Origin of the sequence: Paracoccus broussonetiae (assembly GCF_031854425.1) — a bacterium.
GTDB classification, from domain to species: Bacteria; Pseudomonadota; Alphaproteobacteria; order Rhodobacterales; family Rhodobacteraceae; genus Paracoccus; species Paracoccus broussonetiae.
Genome location: NZ_JAVRQI010000018.1, coordinates 22789 through 41012 on the forward strand (window position 1 = coordinate 22789; position 18224 = coordinate 41012).

15 protein-coding genes are annotated in these 18224 nt (G+C 60.9%); 7 read left to right on the plus strand and 8 right to left on the minus strand.

All coding sequences use genetic code 11. The features are described 5' to 3' along the window. The first annotated feature begins 65 nt into the window (after nucleotides 1-65). Together argE and RM190_RS19825 are read left to right on the plus strand one after the other, a co-directional pair. Nucleotides 66-1223, plus strand: coding sequence for an acetylornithine deacetylase (argE, locus tag RM190_RS19820; RefSeq protein ID WP_311761205.1), 1158 nt, complete (start codon nucleotides 66-68; stop codon nucleotides 1221-1223). A 30-nt stretch (nucleotides 1224-1253) separates the two neighbouring features. Continuing rightward, nucleotides 1254-2321 carry a LysR substrate-binding domain-containing protein gene (locus RM190_RS19825; protein WP_311761263.1) on the plus strand — a complete coding sequence of 356 codons (1068 nt, stop codon included), beginning with the start codon at nucleotides 1254-1256 and terminating at the stop codon, nucleotides 2319-2321. A gap of 15 nt (nucleotides 2322-2336) precedes the next feature. Here the strand turns inward: RM190_RS19825 and RM190_RS19830 are convergent, their stop codons facing one another. Further along, entirely contained in the window at nucleotides 2337-2654 is a 318-nt protein-coding gene (locus RM190_RS19830; protein WP_311761206.1) for a 2Fe-2S iron-sulfur cluster-binding protein, read from the minus strand. A gap of 344 nt (nucleotides 2655-2998) precedes the next feature. On the opposite strand from RM190_RS19830, the gene RM190_RS19835 reads away from it, so the two are divergent. Continuing rightward, a complete protein-coding gene (locus RM190_RS19835) occupies nucleotides 2999-3280 on the plus strand; it encodes a hypothetical protein (RefSeq protein ID WP_311761207.1) in 282 nt (93 codons plus the stop codon). 10 nt (nucleotides 3281-3290) lie between these two features. On the opposite strand, the gene RM190_RS19840 is transcribed toward RM190_RS19835, so the two are convergent. Beyond that, nucleotides 3291-4331, minus strand: coding sequence for a LacI family DNA-binding transcriptional regulator (locus RM190_RS19840; protein WP_311761208.1), 1041 nt, complete (start codon nucleotides 4329-4331; stop codon nucleotides 3291-3293). A gap of 186 nt (nucleotides 4332-4517) precedes the next feature. Here RM190_RS19840 and sauS point away from each other — a divergent pair, with 186 nt between their 5' ends. From sauS to RM190_RS19855, 3 genes are all read left to right on the plus strand, one after another. After that, complete coding sequence (sauS, locus tag RM190_RS19845; protein ID WP_311761264.1) at nucleotides 4518-5927, plus strand: acylating sulfoacetaldehyde dehydrogenase; 1410 nt, start codon at nucleotides 4518-4520, stop codon at nucleotides 5925-5927. Then, complete coding sequence (locus tag RM190_RS19850; protein WP_311761209.1) at nucleotides 5924-7486, plus strand: AMP-binding protein; 1563 nt, start codon at nucleotides 5924-5926, stop codon at nucleotides 7484-7486. The genes sauS and RM190_RS19850 overlap by 4 nt, the downstream gene beginning before the upstream one ends. 106 nt (nucleotides 7487-7592) lie before the next feature. Next, nucleotides 7593-8903: an MFS transporter gene (locus tag RM190_RS19855; RefSeq protein WP_311761210.1), complete on the plus strand. Its 1311-nt coding sequence runs from the start codon at nucleotides 7593-7595 to the stop codon at nucleotides 8901-8903. A gap of 82 nt (nucleotides 8904-8985) precedes the next feature. Here RM190_RS19855 and RM190_RS19860 read toward each other — a convergent pair whose 3' ends face one another. Next, nucleotides 8986-9498: a methyltransferase domain-containing protein gene (locus tag RM190_RS19860; RefSeq protein ID WP_311761211.1), complete on the minus strand. Its 513-nt coding sequence runs from the start codon at nucleotides 9496-9498 to the stop codon at nucleotides 8986-8988. A 77-nt stretch (nucleotides 9499-9575) separates the two neighbouring features. After that, nucleotides 9576-10313 (minus strand): DeoR/GlpR family DNA-binding transcription regulator, encoded by a 738-nt coding sequence (locus tag RM190_RS19865; protein ID WP_311761212.1) that lies wholly within the window; start codon nucleotides 10311-10313, stop codon nucleotides 9576-9578. A 94-nt stretch (nucleotides 10314-10407) separates the two neighbouring features. Here RM190_RS19865 and RM190_RS19870 point away from each other — a divergent pair, with 94 nt between their 5' ends. Beyond that, the gene (locus tag RM190_RS19870; protein WP_311761213.1) at nucleotides 10408-11007 is read left to right on the plus strand and encodes an NUDIX domain-containing protein; all 600 of its coding nucleotides are present in this window, start codon (nucleotides 10408-10410) and stop codon (nucleotides 11005-11007) included. 695 nt (nucleotides 11008-11702) lie between these two features. Here RM190_RS19870 and RM190_RS19875 read toward each other — a convergent pair. The 4 genes from RM190_RS19875 to RM190_RS19890 form a co-directional block, all read right to left on the minus strand. Next, nucleotides 11703-12944 carry an aminopeptidase gene (locus RM190_RS19875; protein WP_311761214.1) on the minus strand — a complete coding sequence of 414 codons (1242 nt, stop codon included), beginning with the start codon at nucleotides 12942-12944 and terminating at the stop codon, nucleotides 11703-11705. A 255-nt stretch (nucleotides 12945-13199) separates the two neighbouring features. Beyond that, the gene (locus RM190_RS19880) at nucleotides 13200-14852 is read right to left on the minus strand and encodes a BCCT family transporter (protein WP_311761215.1); all 1653 of its coding nucleotides are present in this window, start codon (nucleotides 14850-14852) and stop codon (nucleotides 13200-13202) included. A gap of 194 nt (nucleotides 14853-15046) precedes the next feature. Then, nucleotides 15047-17113, minus strand: coding sequence for a TRAP transporter permease (locus RM190_RS19885; protein ID WP_311761216.1), 2067 nt, complete (start codon nucleotides 17111-17113; stop codon nucleotides 15047-15049). Between the two features lie 83 nt (nucleotides 17114-17196). After that, the gene (locus RM190_RS19890) at nucleotides 17197-18198 is read right to left on the minus strand and encodes a TAXI family TRAP transporter solute-binding subunit (RefSeq protein ID WP_311761217.1); all 1002 of its coding nucleotides are present in this window, start codon (nucleotides 18196-18198) and stop codon (nucleotides 17197-17199) included. Between the last annotated feature and the right edge of the window lie 26 nt (nucleotides 18199-18224).

An 18224-nucleotide genomic window follows, 5' to 3' on the forward strand; every position in this document is an offset into this window, starting at 1 on the left:
TCTTTTTACTCTGCCAAAGGATAGGGAAAGATAAGGATCGGAAAATCCCAGCCCGGCAGGAGGCCATGACCAAGCCCTATGACCATACACTGGAGCTGCTGGATCGCCTGATCGCATTTCCGACCGTCAGCGCCGAAAGCAATCTGGCGCTGATCGATTTCGTAGAAGATCATTTGCGCCTGTGCGGTTTTCAGATCCATCGACTTCCCAGTCCGACCGAACCCAAGGCCGGCTTGCTGGCCCGGCTGGGCTCTGGGCAAGGCGGTATCATGCTGTCCGCACACAGCGACGTGGTGCCGGTGAAAAGCCAGAACTGGACCCGACCCGAATTTACGCTGACAGAAGACGGCGACAGGCTGTACGGCCGCGGTACCACGGACATGAAGGGTTTCCTCGCCTCCATGCTGGCGCTGGCTGGACGTGCGCGAGGCGCAAACCTGGGACAGCCCCTGATGCTTTGCATCTCGTATGACGAAGAGGTCGGCTGCACCGGCATCCGCGAGATGATGCCCGGCTATCAGGCTTTGGGCTGGAATCCCGATCTGTGCATCGTCGGAGAGCCGACGGGCATGCGTCCCGCCATCGGCCACAAAGGCAAGATGGCCTTTCGCGCCACCTGCCGCGGTAAGGCGGGCCATTCCTCGCTGGCCCCGAAATATGCGAATGCACTGCATCTTGCGTCGGACCTGATCGCTTGCCTGCGCCGCATTCAGGAAGCCTACGCAGCAAGCGCGGGGCAGGACGATGCCTATGACATACCCTATTCGACCATTCACGCGGGGCGGATGCAGGGCGGCGCGGCCCTGAATATCGTCCCGGATGTTGCGACCGTGGAGTTCGAGCTGCGTCATATCGGCGGAGACGATCCGACCGACTTCATCGCGCGGCTGGCTGCCGAGATCGCGCCTGTGCTTGTGCCATATCGGGAAGTCTGCCCCGAGGCGAATATCTTCATCGAGACGATCAATGCCTATCCGGGCTTCGCCGTCTACAAGGACGATCCGATCGTTCATCGGATCGCAGCGTTCAGCGGGAATCCGGGGCCGATCAAGGTCGCTTACGGCACCGAAGCCGGATACTTCGCGGGGATCGGGATTCCGACAATCGTATGTGGGCCAGGCGATATGGAGGGGCAAGGCCACAAACCGGACGAGTATCTTGAAATCGCTCAGTTGGCTGCCTGCGACCGGATGCTTGATCGTGTGCTTGAAAGCCTTGGCTGAACCCAGCTCCCTCAGACGCGCTTGGCTTCGGTGTTGCAGCGCGGCGGCCGCGGATCATTTACAATTTCATTGTACCGCGACAGGCTGGCATTCGCGGCGGAGTGTGTCCGCCGTGTATCATTTTCGAGGCCATCAATCGCCTCAGGACCGGGATGGACGATGCCCCTTCGCTATACACTGCGGCAACTGGAATATTTTGTCGCCGTGGGCGAAACTGGCAGCATCGCCGCGGCGTCTCAACAGGTGAATGTCTCATCTCCCTCCATCTCAGCCGGCATCTCCCAGCTTGAGGATGAACTGGGGGTAAAATTGTTTGTGCGGCATCACGCACAAGGGCTGACCCCGACTTTGGCAGGGCGCAAGCTGTTGGATCATGCCCAGACCGTTCTGCGGCAGGCGGGCGCATTGCGCGACCTTGCAGGTGATCTGTCGGGAAGGGTGAGGGGCCCGTTGGCGATCGGCTGTCTCAGCACATTCGCGCAAGTTGTCCTGCCGGGACTGCGCCGCAGTTTCGTCGAGCAATATCCCGAAGTCCGGATTTCGCAGATCGAATCCGATCAGGCCGAGCTTTTCAGCCTGCTACGTCAGGCCAAGATTGACCTTGCTTTGACCTATGATCTCGACCTGCCCAAGGATCTGCATTTCACGCCGATGATCGAATTGCCGCCGCTGGTGGCATTGGGCGAAGGGCACCCATTGGCCCATCTTCCGAAAGTGTCGGTACAGGAACTGGCACCCTTCCCGATGGTGCTTCTGGATCTGCCGCTCAGCGCGGACTATTTCCTGTCGTTCTTTGCGAATGAGAACTTGCGCGCCAATGTCGTCGAGCGGACCCGTGATGTCGCCGTAATGCGCAGCCTTGTCGCGAACGGCTTTGGCTATTCCATCGTGAATGTCAGGCCGATGCACGATGTGGCGCCAGACGGCAATCCAATGAAATTCGTGCCCTTGGCCGGACAACAGCGCCCAATGAAGCTTGGATTGCTCATGACGAGGGGAGTTGAACGCAGCCGGCTGCACAAGACCTTAATCGAAAGCGCGAAATCATGGATCGGGACGCAGCGCAGCAAGCTGGTGGGGCAGATCCAGGCTGACTAGATCGCGGGACGCCTGTCACGCGCCCGGCACCTCAAGAACCATTCCGTCCATTTCATGGGTGGCAACGATCTGGCAGCTGAGGCGGCTTGTCGGCGTCCGTCCGGTTTCAACGATATCCAGCATGTCTTCTTCCATTGCGTCCGGCTTGCCCGTCAGTTCGACCCATTCCGGCGGCACGATGACATGGCAGGTCGCGCATGCAAGATTGCCGCCACAATCGCCGAAAATGCCGTCGACATCGTGGTCACGGGCGGCTTCCATCAGGCTTTGGCCCGCCGTGACATTGATGGTGATGCTTTGTCCGGATGCACATTTCCAGGTGATTTGCGTCATTTCGGTTCCTGTCGAGATATTGGCCAGCCCATGCCCGCGACTTGCCCGTTTGCGAACCGGCATCGGGATCCAATGTTCGATGTGGGTGCTGAAATGGCGGGGCACAGTGCATAGGGGCATGATGCTCATGCAAGAAATGACGCCACCCACACGATTGAGAAAGTAGGCTTTGCTTCATTTCAGCTTAGTCGCGGCCGAAGCCCGCCACCCTCGCCTTGCCAGTGGCCGAGAGTGCTGCCCCACTCCCCTGTCCAGCTGGGTCGTTCTGCGGTGCGAATGTAGGCGCCGGGTCGAAAACTGGGCTGATCGCCCTGTGGAACGGTCTGGCGCTTGGCGCAAGCAACATGACCGGGATCGGTGTCGCCACCGCCACGGCTGGCATCGTCGCAGGCACCATCGCCCTGACCGACCCTGGCCTGATGATGACCGAGTTCGTCGAATTCGTCTCGGGCGGGAATGTCTTCGTGGTGCTGATCATGGTGGCGGAGATCAGCCTTGTGCTTGTCCTCGGCATTCCGACGACGGGAAATTGCATCCTGATTTCCAGCCTCACTTCGCAGCCAGATATGTCTGTCCCGCGGCGAAGGCTGCGCCCCCACGGGGCACGAATCCGACAGCTTGCCTGAGGCGCTCTCCCTAGCCCTGGCGCAGCTGCTGAGAGATGCCTGTGCTGCCGCGCATGACGAGCTCAAGATCTATCCGGCTGGACCTGATGGCAGCATGTTCGCCGGTTTCTATGACCCGCAGGATTTCCTGTCCCGCAGAAATACCGATAGATTGCGCGGGAATGCGAACAGATGTCAGCGCGGGCTCCATCTGCGCAGAGCCGACAAAATCCCCAATTCCGATGATCGACAGTTCTGCCGGCACACGGATACCCAGACGGGCCGCCGCATAGACAGCGCCCTGAGCGATCACGTCATTACAACATAACAGGGCCGATGGCCGGTCCGGGCGGTTTAATATCGAGATACAGGCAGATTTCGCCTGGGCCACGCTATAGGGCACGCGTATCTGCCGACCCGTACCAATTTCGGCCCCGGAAGCGCGAAACGCATCCAGTGCCGCCATCATGCGGTCGCGTGCACGATCATTCTCAATCGTTTCGGGAAATATCAGCGCAACATCCTGATGACCAAGTGCGATCAGGTGTTCGGCCGCGATCCGCCCCGCCTCGCGATTGTCTACGCCGATGCAGGGCATGGCTGCGTCGACTGCATGGTTCCAGATTGCAAGACAGGGCACCGGCTGCTCACCGATCAGGCGGAAAACGCCCGAATGGTGGTCCAATCCAACCAGCACCAAAGCATCTACCCGGTGTTCCAGCAGCTTCCGCGCCAGCTTGTATTCCACCTCAAGGTCATAGCCATGCGATGCCAGCAGCAGCGTATAGCCCTGCGCGCTGACTGTCTCGTTGAAGGCCTGAATCACCTCGGCAAAGATCGTATTGGCAAGTGTGGGAATTATCACGCCGATCGTGGCGCTGCGCTTGCCATGCATCGCCGATGCCGCGCGATTGCGGATATATCCCGACTTCTCGATTGCCAGTTCAACCTTGCGCCGGGTGCCCGGACGCACCTGATCGGGATGGTTGATCACACGGGAAACCGTCGCAGCCGAAACGCCTGCAAGTTTTGCAACGAAAACGATATCTGGCTTAGACAATTGGTTTTCCATCTTAATATTACGCTATGATGTTTTTTTATGAAAACATTTGCAACCATATTTTCATGACCTAACCTTGTTGGAATGCGGTCGGAGGAAACCGCGTCTCACAGGAACTCTGCTGCACGCATTCCGCGCGGCCCGTAAATAGAAACCCCTGGCCGTCATGCGGCACAGGACCCAGAGATCATGACCCAGATGAATATTTCGGACGAACTGGTTTCGGTCGATGCCATGCTTGCGCGCGCTCGTGCAGCTCAGGCCGAATATGAACGGGGGGGCAGTCAGTCACGCTATGATCGTGCCGCCCTGGCCGCCGGGTGGGCCGTCATGCAGCCCGAGCGTAATCGAGCCTTGGCCGAACTGGCCGTGCGCACGACGGGCCTTGGGAACGTGGCCGACAAGATCACCAAGAATCATCGCAAGACGCTTGGGCTGCTGCGTGATCTGCAGGATGCCGCGACCCATGGAGTGCTGTCCGACGATCCGCAAACCGGCATCATCGAGCTGGCCCGCCCAATCGGCGTGATCGGGGCCGTCGTGCCTTCGACCAATCCAGTGGCGACGCCCGCCAACAACATCATAAACGCGCTGAAATGCGGAAATGCGATCGTGTTGTCGCCCTCACCAAAGGGGGTTGAGTGCTGTGAGATGTTGCTTGGCTTCATCCACGCGGAATTCGACAAGCTCGGCGAAAGCCGCGATCTGGTGCAAATGCTGCCCGGCCGCGGCAGCAAGGACAAGACGCAGCGCATGCTGGAACTGGCCGACTTGGCAGTCGTCACCGGCAGTCAGGACAACGTCCGGCGCGCCTATGAAAGCGGCACGCCTGCAATCGGGGTCGGCGCCGGAAATGTCGCTGTGATCGTCGATGAAACCGCCGACCCGTCAGATGCCGTGGCAAAGATCATTGCATCGAAAACCTTCGACAATGCCACCTCCTGCTCGTCCGAGAACGCGCTGATCGTGATGGATGCCGCATATGGCGACTTCGCAAAGGAATTCGTGGCGCAGGGTGGTGCGATCATCCCCGAAGCAGGTCAGAATCAGATCGTGGACCGCCTGTGGCAGCGCGGTCATCTTAACCGCGACATCATCGCGACGGATGCAGATTTGCTGATCCAGCGGCTGGGCCTGAGTGACAAGGTTCCCGCCGCTACCCGCGTCATCGCCGTTGAAACGCGGGGCATCGGGCCTGAGCATCCCCTGTCGGGCGAAAAACTTAGCCGGGTCGCTGCATTGTATCGCGCCCGTGATTTCGACGATGCCATGCAGATCGCACAGCGTATTCTGACCCATCAGGGCGCGGGGCATTCCATCGGCCTGCACACCGCCCAGCCAGAGCGCGCAATGGCATTGGCGCGTGACTTGCCGGTGTGCCGGGTGATCGTCAATCAGGCACATTGTTTTGCAACCGGCGGCTCTTTCGAAAATGGCCTGCCGTTCTCGCTGTCAATGGGCTGCGGCAGTTGGGGGGGCAACTCGATCGATGCCAACCTGCACTGGCGCCATTTCATGCAACGCACGCGGATCGTGCGCCCCATTCCCGCCCGCGAACCCAGCTTGGCCCAGATATTCGACAGCTATTGGCAGGAGGTGGGGCGGTGATATTCGATATCCGACATCCTCCGGCAGGCACCGTGCGTGACTGGATCGACGCATTGGCCGACACGCGGGGCGACAATATCAGCCATGTTTTCCCGGATACGGACACGACGATATCATGGGCAGAACTGCGAGATCAGGCCGCCATGATCGCAGAGCGTCTTGCTGGCATGGGCGCGCTGCGCGGCGAAAGTATCGCCATCATGATCCCGAACGGACGTGAAGCCGTCCTGGCCCTGATGGGCGCGCTTTATGGCGGATTTCGCGCCACACCGATCAACCTGGCCGCTGGGGCCGAGGCGATCGGCCACGCCATCACCCATTCCCGCGCACGTATCCTGCTTTGTGATCATCGCCAGCGCATGCTTTTGGACGAGGCATTGAAGGGGCGCGATGCCGCCCCAGTGGTGGTCGAATTGGGTGCGGATTTCGACTGGCCCGCATCCGCGCAACGCCGCGCCCTTGATAGGGTGCACAGCGATGACGATGCGCTTCTGATGTACACCTCGGGCACCACGGGACGACCCAAGGGCGTGCTGCATAGTCACGCCAGCCTTTTGGCGGGTGGATGGAACACCGCCCTGGCCCATTCCTTGACGCCGCAGGATCGCGCCATGTGTGTGCTGCCGATCTATCACATTAATGGGCTTTGCGTGACGATCCTCGCCCCGCTGCTGTCGGGCGGATCAGCCATTGTCTGTGAGCGGTTCTCGGCCAGCCAGTTCTGGCAACGTTGCCAAACCCATGGCGCGACGTGGTTCTCAGTGGTTCCCACGATCATTTCGCATCTGCTGCATGGCGCAGCGGAACCCTCAGCCACTTGTCGCGACGCCATGCGGTTCGGGCGCTCGGCCTCGGCGGCATTGTCCCCAGAGGTGCATTCTGCCTTCGAGGCGCGCTTTGGTATCCCGATCATCGAAACGATGGGCCTGACAGAAACTGCCGCCCAAATTCTGTCAAATCCGCTGCCGCGACATGGCAAGCGGAAGGTCGGATCGCCTGGACGGCCGATCGGCAACGAGGTGGTGATCCTGTCTCCCGATCTGCAAATCCTGCCGCACGGCACCGCAGGCGAGATTGCCGTGCGCGGCGCAAACGTGATGCGCGGCTATCTGGACGATCCGGCAGCGACCGAAGCAGCGATCACCCCTGACGGATGGCTACGCACGGGCGACCTGGGGCGCCAGGACGCTGAGGGCTTTGTCTTCGTCACTGGCCGTTCAAAGGAAATCATCATCAAGGGCGGTGAGAATATTTCTCCGCGCGAAATAGACGAGGCGCTCTACGCCCACCCGGCGGTGGTCGAAGCCGCCGCCTTTGCCCGCCCCTGTCCGCGCTACGGTGAAACCATCGAGGCGGCAGTGGTGCTGCATGAAGGATCGGACCCCGATCCCAATGAACTGATGCAGCTTTGCGAAATGCGGGTCGGCAGGTTCAAGACGCCTGACCACATCCACCTGATGTCCGAACTGCCCAAGGGCCCCTCTGGGAAGATCCAGCGGCTGAAGCTGGCCGAAATGACGACCTCAACGCCGAAAGGAGAAAGCCACCGAACAGGCTGAGAACAAGCCAGCCCGATTGCGCCCATGTCGGAGGAGGACAAGGCGCAACTCCAGGGCGGGATCAAAGGGCTCAATCACAATGTCGGGCATGGTCCAGGGAGGAGATATGCTAAGACTGACGAGAGTTAGAACCACGGACAGGATTCTGTTCGTGATCTGCCTGATGTATCTGGTGACCTATATAGATCGCGTGAACATCAGCACCGCAGCCCCAGCGATGCAGGAAGAACTCGGGCTGAGCAATTTCGAACTGGGACTGGCTTTTGCCGCCTTTGCCTATCCCTATGCGTTGTTCCAGATTTTTGGCGGCCGACTTGGCGACCTGATGGGGCCACGCAAGACGCTGTTGATCTGCGGCACGATCTGGTCGGCTGCGACCATCATGATAGGATTCGTCGAAGGCGCAGTCTCGCTGGTGATCGCCCGCGTTCTGCTGGGCATCGGCGAAGGGTCTGCGTTCCCGACCGCGACGCGCGCCTTGTCCAGTTGGATGCCCGCGGAAAAGCGCGGCTTTGCCCAAGGCATCACGCATGCTTTCGCGCGCTTCGGCAACGCCGCCACGCCCCCGCTGATCGCCTTTCTGATCGTCGCCTTTTCCTGGCGCGATTCCTTCATCATCGTCGGCACGGTCAGCTTTGCCTGGGTAGTGCTGTGGTGGTGGTACTTCCGAGACGATCCGCGCGATCACCCGGGCATCACGCAACCGGAACTTGATGCCCTGCCCCCGCCCAGCGTCGCGGCCAAGCAAAAGAGGCTGCCGTGGGGGCCGCTTTTGCGACGGATGTTGCCGGTGACCGTGACGGACTTCTGCTATGGATGGACGTTGTGGTTGTTCCTGAACTGGATCCCGTCCTATTTCCTGCATCAACACGATCTTGATCTGAAGAAATCCGCGATCTTTGCAGCGGGCGTCTTCTTTGCCGGGGTTGTGGGCGATCTTGCGGGAGGCTGGCTGAGCGATGGCATTCTGCGCAGGACGGGCCGGGTCACGCTCGCACGGATCAGCGTAATCATTCTGGGCTTTATCGGAGCGTTTCTTTGCATGTTGCCGGTCGTTTTTTCGACCGATCTCATGACCGTCGCGATCGCTCTCAGCGCGGCCTTCTTTTTTGCCGAGCTTATCGTGGCACCCATCTGGGCGACCCCGATGGATATCGCGCCGCAATACTCCGGCACGGCCAGCGGCTTCATGAACTTCGGCTTTGGCTTGGCGGGAATGGTTTCGCCCATCGTCTTTGGGCTTATTATCGACCTGACAGGCCGCTGGGATCTTCCCTTTGCAGCATCCCTGATTTTGCTGCTCATTGGTGCTGCAACCGCGCTTCTCATCCGGCCAGACAAACCCTTTCAGGATCCATCCGTTAACGATGCAATTGAGGAAGACGGCGGACTATCGACAGCCGTGACTGCCAAATAGACCTGCTCGCTGCGGTTGAACGGTTCCGGCATTAAGCAAGTTGGGACCGTTTCCCGGAGGACCCGTTGTGGTTCACGACCGCTCAGCGGATTGCTTCGGTATCGGACCTCTCGATCCAGCAGGCATCCAGACAAGTGTTGCAGCCATCAAGATCGGGTGTTCGATGGTGAAGACGAGATCGCCGCCGGGCATCAGTGCAAAGTACGTCGCCCCCCCCATCAGCCACTCGGAAATTGCAGACATAATTGAAGATCAACGCACTATAGGCCAGATTGAAGGCTGCTTCCCGCAGTTCGAGTGTGTCGAGATCGGCAATGCGATAATCGATGGCGGCATCGTCAGTTCCGGCCCGTGCCCGGTCGATCATGTCCCGCGAGAGATCGGGCCCCCGGACCGGGACCGCACCGTTCTCGCGGAACCAGCGGGGTGCCATGAACCTTCGCACCGCTATCGTAATGTGCTGATACCGGATGGCGTCCAAACGGATCTGGACCGAATAGAACGGCTCTGGTTTCGGGCAGATGGCTGGCATTTCAGTGACGACTCCGTTGCGGATGCCTTCTTCGCACCCGGCTGCCCGGACATATGTGGACAAGCATCGCGAGCATTATTTTTGTGCCGATGGATGGAAATTGGTCATGCTGCGGATCCCGTTCACGAGCCCGCCGGCGGTCACGCATTCTCGTCGGAATGGATCTCGCACTCAAGATGACCGAACAGTTCCAAAGCTCTCGGCCTGGCTTCTCCGGCAACAATCAATCCATCCACATCTCGCCAGTCACCGATTTTGAATGACGAGACCGCGCCGAACTTTTCCGAAGATGCCAGGATGATCGCGGAACCCGATTTCGCGATGATGGCGCGCTTTACCTCCGCCTCTTCGCTGACACCGGTAGTGATGCCCTGATCTGGATGGAGGCCGGTCGCGCCAATGAAGCAGATGTCGGGGCGATATCGATCCAGCCAAGCTATCGTAGCCGCTCCGCTTGTCACCACAGAATGTCGAAGAAGCCTGCCGCCGACGATCTCGACGTCGAGATTACTGTGATTGAGCAGTTCCATCGCCACGTTTGGGCTATGGGTGATGATTGTTGCGCTCAATTGCGCGGGCAGGCTTCGCGCGAGTTGCAGCGCGGTCGTCCCGCCATCGACAAAGACCACCTGGCCGGGCTCAACCATGGCCGCCGCCCGCTTTCCGATGGCGATTTTTTCCGGTGGGGCGATTCCGATCCTTGCTGCGAACGGGGCATTTGCTTCAGCCACCGGCACTGCGCCACCATGCACGCGCTTCAGGCGGCCATCCCTCGCCAGTTCGCGCAGATCGCGCCTTATCGTGTCCTCTGAAACCTCCAGTTCCCGACTGGCATCTTTGGCCACGATGCTGCCTGCATCGGAAAGGATCGAAAGCAAGCGGGTTTTTCGTTCATGGTTTAGCATTGCACGACATTTCTTGACTCTGCACGTTTTTGCACGATAGTCCTCCCGCAAAGATGGAGCAAGGTGCATGACTGAGCACGAGAACTTTCGGCCGATTTCTGCGGAGGTCTTGTCGAGTGACTGGGGAACTCTGACCAAGTATCGCTACGAACTCCGGCGCAGAAACGGAGCATGGCAGCAGCAAACGCGGGAAGCCTACGACCGCGGAAACGGCGCGACCTGCCTGCTGCACAACCCGGACAGCGGATGCATCCTATTGACCCGCCAGTTCCGCCTGCCGGTGTTCTTGAACGGCGGGCACACTTCGCTTGTCGAAACACCTGCCGGACTGCTTGATGGGGAAAATGCCGAAGTGCGGATGCGCGCCGAACTGATCGAGGAAACGGGATATCATATCGACGCGCTGACCCACCTTTTTGACATCTACATGAGCCCCGGATCGGTCACCGAGTATCTTGCGTTCTTCACTGGCACATATCGCGCCCATGACAGAAAGACGGAAGGTGGAGGCTCATACGCGGAGGGCGAGGATATCGAGGTGCTCGAAGTCCCGCTCACCGATGCGGCGAAGATGATCGAAAACGGTTACATCCGTGACGCCAAGACGATCATTCTGATCCAGCACCTGATGATAGCAGAGCTTCAAAGGACAAAAGGAGAATGCTGATACTCATATCTGGCCCCTATCGCTCAGGCACGAACGATGATCCGGCAAAGATGGCGGCAAATCAGCTTGAGTTAGAAATGCAGCCTGGCCGCGGACTGTTTCTCACAGCGACGCGTGGGGTCCCGATCTGCGATGTCGTCTTGCGGCTGCCAGGCGAGAGTCGTCGCGCACGGCGATGACATGGAGCAGGCAAAAGCCGCGCGCAGCATCGGCGAAATTTGAATGGCGGCCAGGGACCGGCCACGCGGCCCACTGTCATGGGCCTGTCCAGCATGTCTGGGGCGGTGCGCGAAGCCTGTTGTCGGCGATGGCTCTACCGTCGGGCGGAGGAGCGGTCGTCGATCAGAATTGAGGTAAGCGGCAGGATCACCATCGATCCGAGATTATCGAATTGATCCGCCTGGATGATCAGCGACGGACACGCTTGCCGTAATCCCCCTGAAGGGCGACCGTCACAAGATCGCCGCCCCTCACTGCCAATCATCCAGATCATTCAAGGCCGCATCTGTGAAGTCCGACAGATCGGTGTCGCCCCGATCCGAGGCGGAGAGTATCTGGCACCCAGATTTGCACAGTGCGACTGCTGCCCGGCGGCGTCGGGCAGGTTCGACCGTCGCCTTTGGGCCGTTCGTTTGTTGAACGCTGTCGCGACAACCTGGTGATCTCGGTCGGGCCGCTGTCTCGTGCCGGGCGCGTCACCGCGCCCATTCGCCCTTGCGGAAGACCGGCACGCGGGTGCCATCGGCGCGGATGCCGTCGATATCGGTATCCGGCCCGCCGATCATCCAGTCGACATGGATCATCGAACTGTTGCCGCCTTGCGCCGCGATCTGCTCGGGCGAAAGCGAGGCGCCCTCAAGGAAGCACTTGGAATAGCATTGCCCCATCGCGATATGGCAGGCCGCGTTCTCATCGAACAGAGTGTTGTAGAACAGCAGCCCGGTCTGCGAGATCGGCGAGCTATAGGGGACCAGCGCGACCTCTCCCAGACGGCGGCCGCCCTCGTCACTGTCGATCATGTTGAGAAGCACGGTCTCGCCCTTGCTGGAACGCGCCTCGACGGCGCGGCCGTTCTCGAAGCGCATCTCGATATCCTCGATCAGCGCGCCGTTATAGGACAAGGGCTTGGTTGCCCGCACGGTGCCACTGACGCGATGGGCATGCGGCGTGGTGAAGACCTCTTCGGTCGGGATATTCGGGTTGCAGGTGACGCCGTTCTGCGCGACCGAGGCGCCGCCATGCCATTCATGGCCATCGGCCAGCCCGACCGTCAGGTCGGTGCCCGGCCCGGTGAAATGCAGCGCGTCGAAGTGTTCGTCGTTCAGCCAGGCCGAGCGCGCCCGCAAGGCCGCGTTATGCTCTGTCCAGGCCGCGACCGGATCGTCATTCGTCACGCGCGAGGCCGCGAAGATCGCCTCGGCCAGCTTCAGCACGGCCTCATCTTCGGGCAGGTCGGGAAAGACCTGCCGGGCCCAGCCGACCGTCGGATAGGCGGCAATGGTCCAGTTGATGGCGAAATTCGTGATCTTCTCAAGCGCGGGCCTGTAGGCCAGCGAATTGGCCTTGTTGGCGCGCGAGACCTTGGCCGGATCTTCGGCGGCAAGCGCCATCGGATCGGCGCCGGCGATCGCCATGCGCGCCGCGCCGCCCTCGAAAGCCTGCGCCATGCCGCGGTAAAGCCAGTCCGGAGCGCGCTCGAAGCTTGCATCCTGACCATGCCGGAAACGGGCGCGGGCAATGTCATCATCCGAGAAAAGCGGCGTCACGAGACCGGCCCCCGCACGATAGGCGCTCGCAGCGATCTCGCGGACCAGGGGCAGCGCCTCGACCGGCGCGGTCAGGACCAGATCCTGGCCCGGCTGCAGATTGAGGCCGACCCGCACCGCGACATCGGCAAGCCGGGCAAGAAGGACGGGATCGGGTGTGCGGGCAGTCATGGTGGCTCCTTGGATAGGCTGCCCGTGCTGGTCGGGCTGACTTGGCAGCCTGCCGATAACCACGGCGAGATCAAGAGCGACGTCCTGCGGGCTATCATCCCCCTCTGGAGGTGCAAGGCGGTCTCAGGGGAGTGGGCATGAACCACGGCGCCGAGGTAAGGCGCCCATCTGCCAGGTCGATCTCCGGCGACGGCATCAGACCAGATCGGCCCGGGGCACGGGCGAACTGCAATCGGCCCATGGTCCGGCAAGCGACTATCGCGGCTCTGCCATCAGGCCCTTGACCAGTGCGACACAGGCCACAAGCAGGACGATGGCGAAGGGAAAGCCGGTGGACACGGCCATGGCCTGAAGCGCGGTCAATCCGCCGCCCAGCAGCAGCGCGATGGCGACCAGCCCCTCGAACGTGGCCCAGAAGACCCGTTGGGGGATGGGCGCGTTCAGCTTGCCCCCCGCGCTGATCGTGTCGATCACCAACGATCCCGAATCCGAGGAAGTGACGAAGAACACGATCACCAGCACGATCCCGATCAGCGAGGTGATCTCGGTGATCGGCAGATGGGCCAGCATCTCGAACAGCTTCAGTTCAAGCGCCGCGTCCTGCACCGATGTCAGCCCCTGTTTGACGACCTGGCTGATCGCGGTACCGCCAAAGGTCGTCATCCAGATGGTCGAGACGATCGACGGGATCAGCAGAACGGCAATCAGGAATTCGCGCACGGTCCGGCCCCGGCTGACGCGCGCGATGAACATGCCGACAAAGGGCGACCAGCTGATCCACCAGGCCCAATAAAATGCGGTCCAGCCATGGCGAAAATTGTCGTCATCCCGCCCGAAGGGGTTCGACAGGGCCGGTAGGTATTCCGCATAGGCCAGCAGGTTCTTGAAAAAGCCGGTGACGATCTGCGTCGTCGGCCCGACCGCGACGACGAAAAGCAGCAGCAGGACGGCCAACCCCATGTTGATCTCGGACAGAAGCTTCACCCCCTTGTCCATGCCCGCGACAACGGATGCGGTGGCAATGCCGGTAATGACGATGATCAGGAAAATCATCGCACCCGTCGTGTCGGGCAGATCGAACAGGAAATGCAGCCCGGCACTTGCCTGCTGCGCCCCGAAGCCCAGCGACGTGGAAAGTCCGAAGATCGTCGCAAAGACCGCGAGAATGTCGATGATATGGCCCGGCCAGCCCCATACCCGCTCTCCGAAAATCGGGTAGAAGACCGAGCGCAGGGTCAGCGGCAATCGTTTGTTGAACGCGAACAAAGCAAGCGAGAGCGCCACGATGGCGTAGATCGCCCAAGGGTGCAGCGCCCAGTGAAAGATCGTCGCGGCCATGGCAAGACGCCGTGCACCTTCGGCGTTGCCGGAAGCGCCGTCCAGCGGCGCCCAGTCGGTGCGGATGCCGTCGGGTCCGAAGACCGGTCCGCCGAAGGCCGCGGTGTAGTTGCCCATCGGCTCGGCCACGCCATAGAACATCAGGCCGATGCCCATGCCGGCCGCGAACAGCATCGAGAACCAGGACAGATAGCTGTAATCCGGCGTCGCATCCGGCCCGCCCAGACGGATGCGCCCCAGCGGCAGAATGACCAGCGCTAGGCAAAGCAGCACGAAGATATTCGCCGTGATCATGAAGAACCAGTCGAGCCTGGAGGTCATGAAATCGCGCAGTCCTTCGAAAAGGGGGTCAAGCGTGTTCTGGAACATCAGGGTCAACAGCGTGAAGGCAACCACGCCGATTGCCGAGACGCTGAAGACGACGTTGTGGATGTCCAGCTCGAACACGAAGCGGCGTCGGTAATTGATATTGTCCTGACCGATTTCATAGCCGGTCGAGATGATCTGGGTCGCCCCTTCCGGGGCGGGAATGCCATCGGCTGAGACCGGATTGCCGGGCGGCTCGGACATCTTGGTCAACACTCCATTACTGAGCTGTATCCAGACGTTGCGGATCACGCAGCCGCATCCGCCTTCCATCCTAGCTTGCGGAATGAGGCGAGGCGAGAAAAAGAAACGCCACCGATGACGCCGATCCACGCGATGGTTGACCCGCTTTCAAAAGCCGCGCCGGTCAAACCGCAGGCGCTGTCAGTGGCGTGGAATCACCGCCCGTGCACCGGCTTTGGATCCGAATTCACCGCCAGATATTGCCTGAGCGCGATCACCCCCAGCACCGCCGCCCCGATGAGGGTCGAGATGAGTTCGGGCGCGATCATCAGCAGCGAAGAAATCGGCAGAAAAACCCGCTCAGGCAGGGTCAGGGGCTTCATCAGCCAGTTCGTGATCGCGGCCGACAGGGCCACGATTCCCAGAACCGATCCGGCAAAGGCCAGCAGGAAATCGGGCAGCGTGAATCCTTGCGTCACCAACAGAAGCGAGGGCGAAAAGACAAAGACGAAGGGCACCAGCGCCTTGCCCATAGACAGCCGGAACGCTGTGTTTCCGGCCTTGAAACCATTGGCGCCGGCAATTCCCGCGCCCGCATAGGCGGCCAGCGCGACTGGCGGGGTCACATCGGCCAGAACGCCAAAGTAGAAGACGAAGAAATGCGCGACCAGCGGCTCGACATTCATCATTCCAAGGACCGGCGCGGCCACGGCGACCATGATGATGTAATTTGCGGTCGTCGGCACTCCGCACCCCATCAGGACGCAGACCACCGCCGTCATCAGAAGTGTGAACAGCAATGTCAGGGTCTGGACGCTGAAGATTTCGAACGGCAGGACAGCAAGGAGGCCGTGGAACGAAATCGCCCAGCCCTGCGCCAGGCTTGTGACCATGAAGGCGATCTTGAACCCGATCCCGGTCAAAGTGACAATCCCGATCACCACCCCGACCAGAGCGGCCGCGGCCGTTACAGCCAATGACTGCCGGGCCCCGGCGACGAAACCTTCATAAATGCCTTCCGCGGTTTCCCGGATGCCACCTGTCAGGCCTGCCGCCATGACTCGCTGGACAAGATAGACGAACATGCAGGCCGTGATCGCCCAGAAGGCGGAAAGGAATGGCGTGCGACCCGACATCAACATCCAGACCAGCAGGACAAGCGGCAAGACCGACAGCCACCCCTCGCGCAGGACGGTGCCCGCCTTGGGCAATTCCTCGCGTCGCAATCCGCGGATTCCCAGGCGCTTCGCCTCCAAATGCACCTGAACCAGCACGCCGAAGAAGTGCATGAATGCCGGAACGATCGCGGCGATCAGGATGGTGCGAAGCGGAATGCCAAGATACTCGACCATCAGGAAGGCAACCGCCCCCATGACCGGAGGCGTGATCTGCCCCCCTGTCGAGGAAGCGGCCTCGACCGCGGCGGCGAAATGGCGTTTGAACCCGATCCTGATCATCGCGGGGATGGTCAGGGCGCCGGTTGTGACGGTGTTGGCGATGGACGAACCCGAGATGGTGCCCAGCATCGCAGAGGACACCACCGACACTTTCGCCGGGCCTCCGGCGAAACGTCCGGTCAGCGCCGTCGCCAGGTCGATGAACAACTGGCCCAGGCCGATCTTCTGCGCCATCACACCGAACAGGACGAAGTGGAACACATAGGTCGCGATCACGCCAAGCGCCGTGCCGTATATCCCTTGCGAGGTCAGGTACAGGTGGTTGATGATCGTCGCCCAATCGGCCCCCGGATGGACCAGAATCCCTGGCATGGACCGCCCGAAATAGGCATAGGCGATGAACAAAAGCGCGATGACCGGCAAGGGCCAGCCCATCGACCGGCGCACCGCTTCCAGCAGTGCCAGCAAAAGCACGGTTCCCATCACGATATCGATGGGAAGCGGGTTGCCGACGCGGAAAGCCAGCTGGTCATAGATCCAAGGCACATAGAAGGCGCTGACCGCCCCGCCGATGGCCAACACCCAATCCGTGACGGGCACGCCATAGATTGCGAAACCGTCGGTCTTGTGGCGGTTGCCCGCGCGCGAAGAAAAGCTGAGATAGACGATGAACAGCGAGACGCCCATGTGCAATCCGCGATGGGTCGTCGCGCGCGGAATGCCAAAGCCTGCGGTGTAGAAGTGATAGACCGACAGCAGGAAAAGGATCACGCCGGACAGGATCGCGACGGGCCGGGTCACGGTGCGAAAGCGCGCCTCGGGGTCGTATTCCTCTTCGAGCGCGCGAAGCTCGTCATCGGAAAGCTGGCGTGGATTATCGGTCATGGTTGTTTCCTGCGCATCTGGCCGAGGTCCGGGGACGCGGACCGAAACTCCGCCCGCGTCCTGTCGTCAGGTTGCCAATGGGGTCACTGGATCTTGCCGGCTTCCTTGTAGAAACGCTCGGCACCCGGATGGAAGGGGATGCCCGCCCCCTGGGTGGCGTTGTCCAGGGTGATCAGCTTGCCCTTGGCATGGCCGACGGCAAACAGCTTCTGGGTGTTCTCGTTGTAAAGCGCCTGCGTGATGCCGTGGATCAGCTCTTCGGGCTGGTCGGCGCTGGTGACCAGCTGCGCGCCCACCGAAATCGTCGTCACATCGGCATCCTGCCCCTCATAGGTTCCGGCCGGAACCGTGTCGCTTGCAAAGAAGGTATAGGTCTCGCGAAGCTTGTCCACTTCCGGTCCCATGATCGGCACCAGTGCGACATCATGCTGGCTGGCCAGTTCCGCGATGGCCCCTGCCGGATATCCGCCGACAAAGAAGAACGCATCCATCGCGCCGTCCCGCATCCTGTCCGCTGCCTGATCCGGCTTCAGATATTCCGGCGAGATGTCGGCTTCGGACAAACCAAAGGCTTCAAGGATGATCTTTGCGTCAACAAGCGTTCCCGACCCCGGCTCGTCCAGCGACACTTTCTTGCCCTTCAGATCCGTCACCGACGCGATGCCAGCATCGGCACGCGCCACAAGATGGATGCTTTCGGGATAGAGGTTCGCAATCAGGCGCAATTTTTCCACCGCGGGCTGTCCGTCCCACAGCCCGGTGCCGGTCTGCGCCCAATAGGCCACGTCAGATTGGCTGAACCCGGCCTCCATTGCGCCGCCCTTGATGGCGTTGACGTTGCCCACCGACCCGTTCGAGGCCACCGCCGTCGCGACCAGACCGGGCACACCGCAGGAACCGCCATCCTCGCAGGGGCGCGATCCCGCAGCGTTCGAGATCGAGTTCGCGATCAGCCCGCCGATCGGGTAATAGGTGCCCGCCGTGCCGCCGGTTCCGATACGGAAGAACGACATTTCTTGCGCGGCGGCCGCGTGGCCCACAAGGGCCGCAATGGCAAATGCTGGAACCAATGACCTGAATTTCATGTGCTTACCCCCTGTTTTTTCACAAT

What these genes read in the sequence shown, in the direction of transcription:
- RM190_RS19870 (WP_311761213.1), top strand. Translation starts at nt 10,408, where the DNA reads ATGACTGAGCACGAGAACTTTCGGCCGATTTCTGCGGAGGTCTTGTCG.
- RM190_RS19855 (WP_311761210.1), top strand. Translation starts at nt 7,593, where the DNA reads ATGCTAAGACTGACGAGAGTTAGAACCACGGACAGGATTCTGTTCGTG.
- RM190_RS19835 (WP_311761207.1), top strand. Translation starts at nt 2,999, where the DNA reads ATGACCGGGATCGGTGTCGCCACCGCCACGGCTGGCATCGTCGCAGGC.
- RM190_RS19890 (WP_311761217.1), bottom strand. Translation starts at nt 18,198, where the DNA reads ATGAAATTCAGGTCATTGGTTCCAGCATTTGCCATTGCGGCCCTTGTG.
- sauS (WP_311761264.1), top strand. Translation starts at nt 4,518, where the DNA reads ATGAATATTTCGGACGAACTGGTTTCGGTCGATGCCATGCTTGCGCGC.
- RM190_RS19875 (WP_311761214.1), bottom strand. Translation starts at nt 12,944, where the DNA reads ATGACTGCCCGCACACCCGATCCCGTCCTTCTTGCCCGGCTTGCCGAT.
- RM190_RS19830 (WP_311761206.1), bottom strand. Translation starts at nt 2,654, where the DNA reads ATGACGCAAATCACCTGGAAATGTGCATCCGGACAAAGCATCACCATC.
- RM190_RS19885 (WP_311761216.1), bottom strand. Translation starts at nt 17,113, where the DNA reads ATGACCGATAATCCACGCCAGCTTTCCGATGACGAGCTTCGCGCGCTC.
- argE (WP_311761205.1), top strand. Translation starts at nt 66, where the DNA reads ATGACCAAGCCCTATGACCATACACTGGAGCTGCTGGATCGCCTGATC.
- RM190_RS19840 (WP_311761208.1), bottom strand. Translation starts at nt 4,331, where the DNA reads ATGGAAAACCAATTGTCTAAGCCAGATATCGTTTTCGTTGCAAAACTT.
- RM190_RS19880 (WP_311761215.1), bottom strand. Translation starts at nt 14,852, where the DNA reads ATGTCCGAGCCGCCCGGCAATCCGGTCTCAGCCGATGGCATTCCCGCC.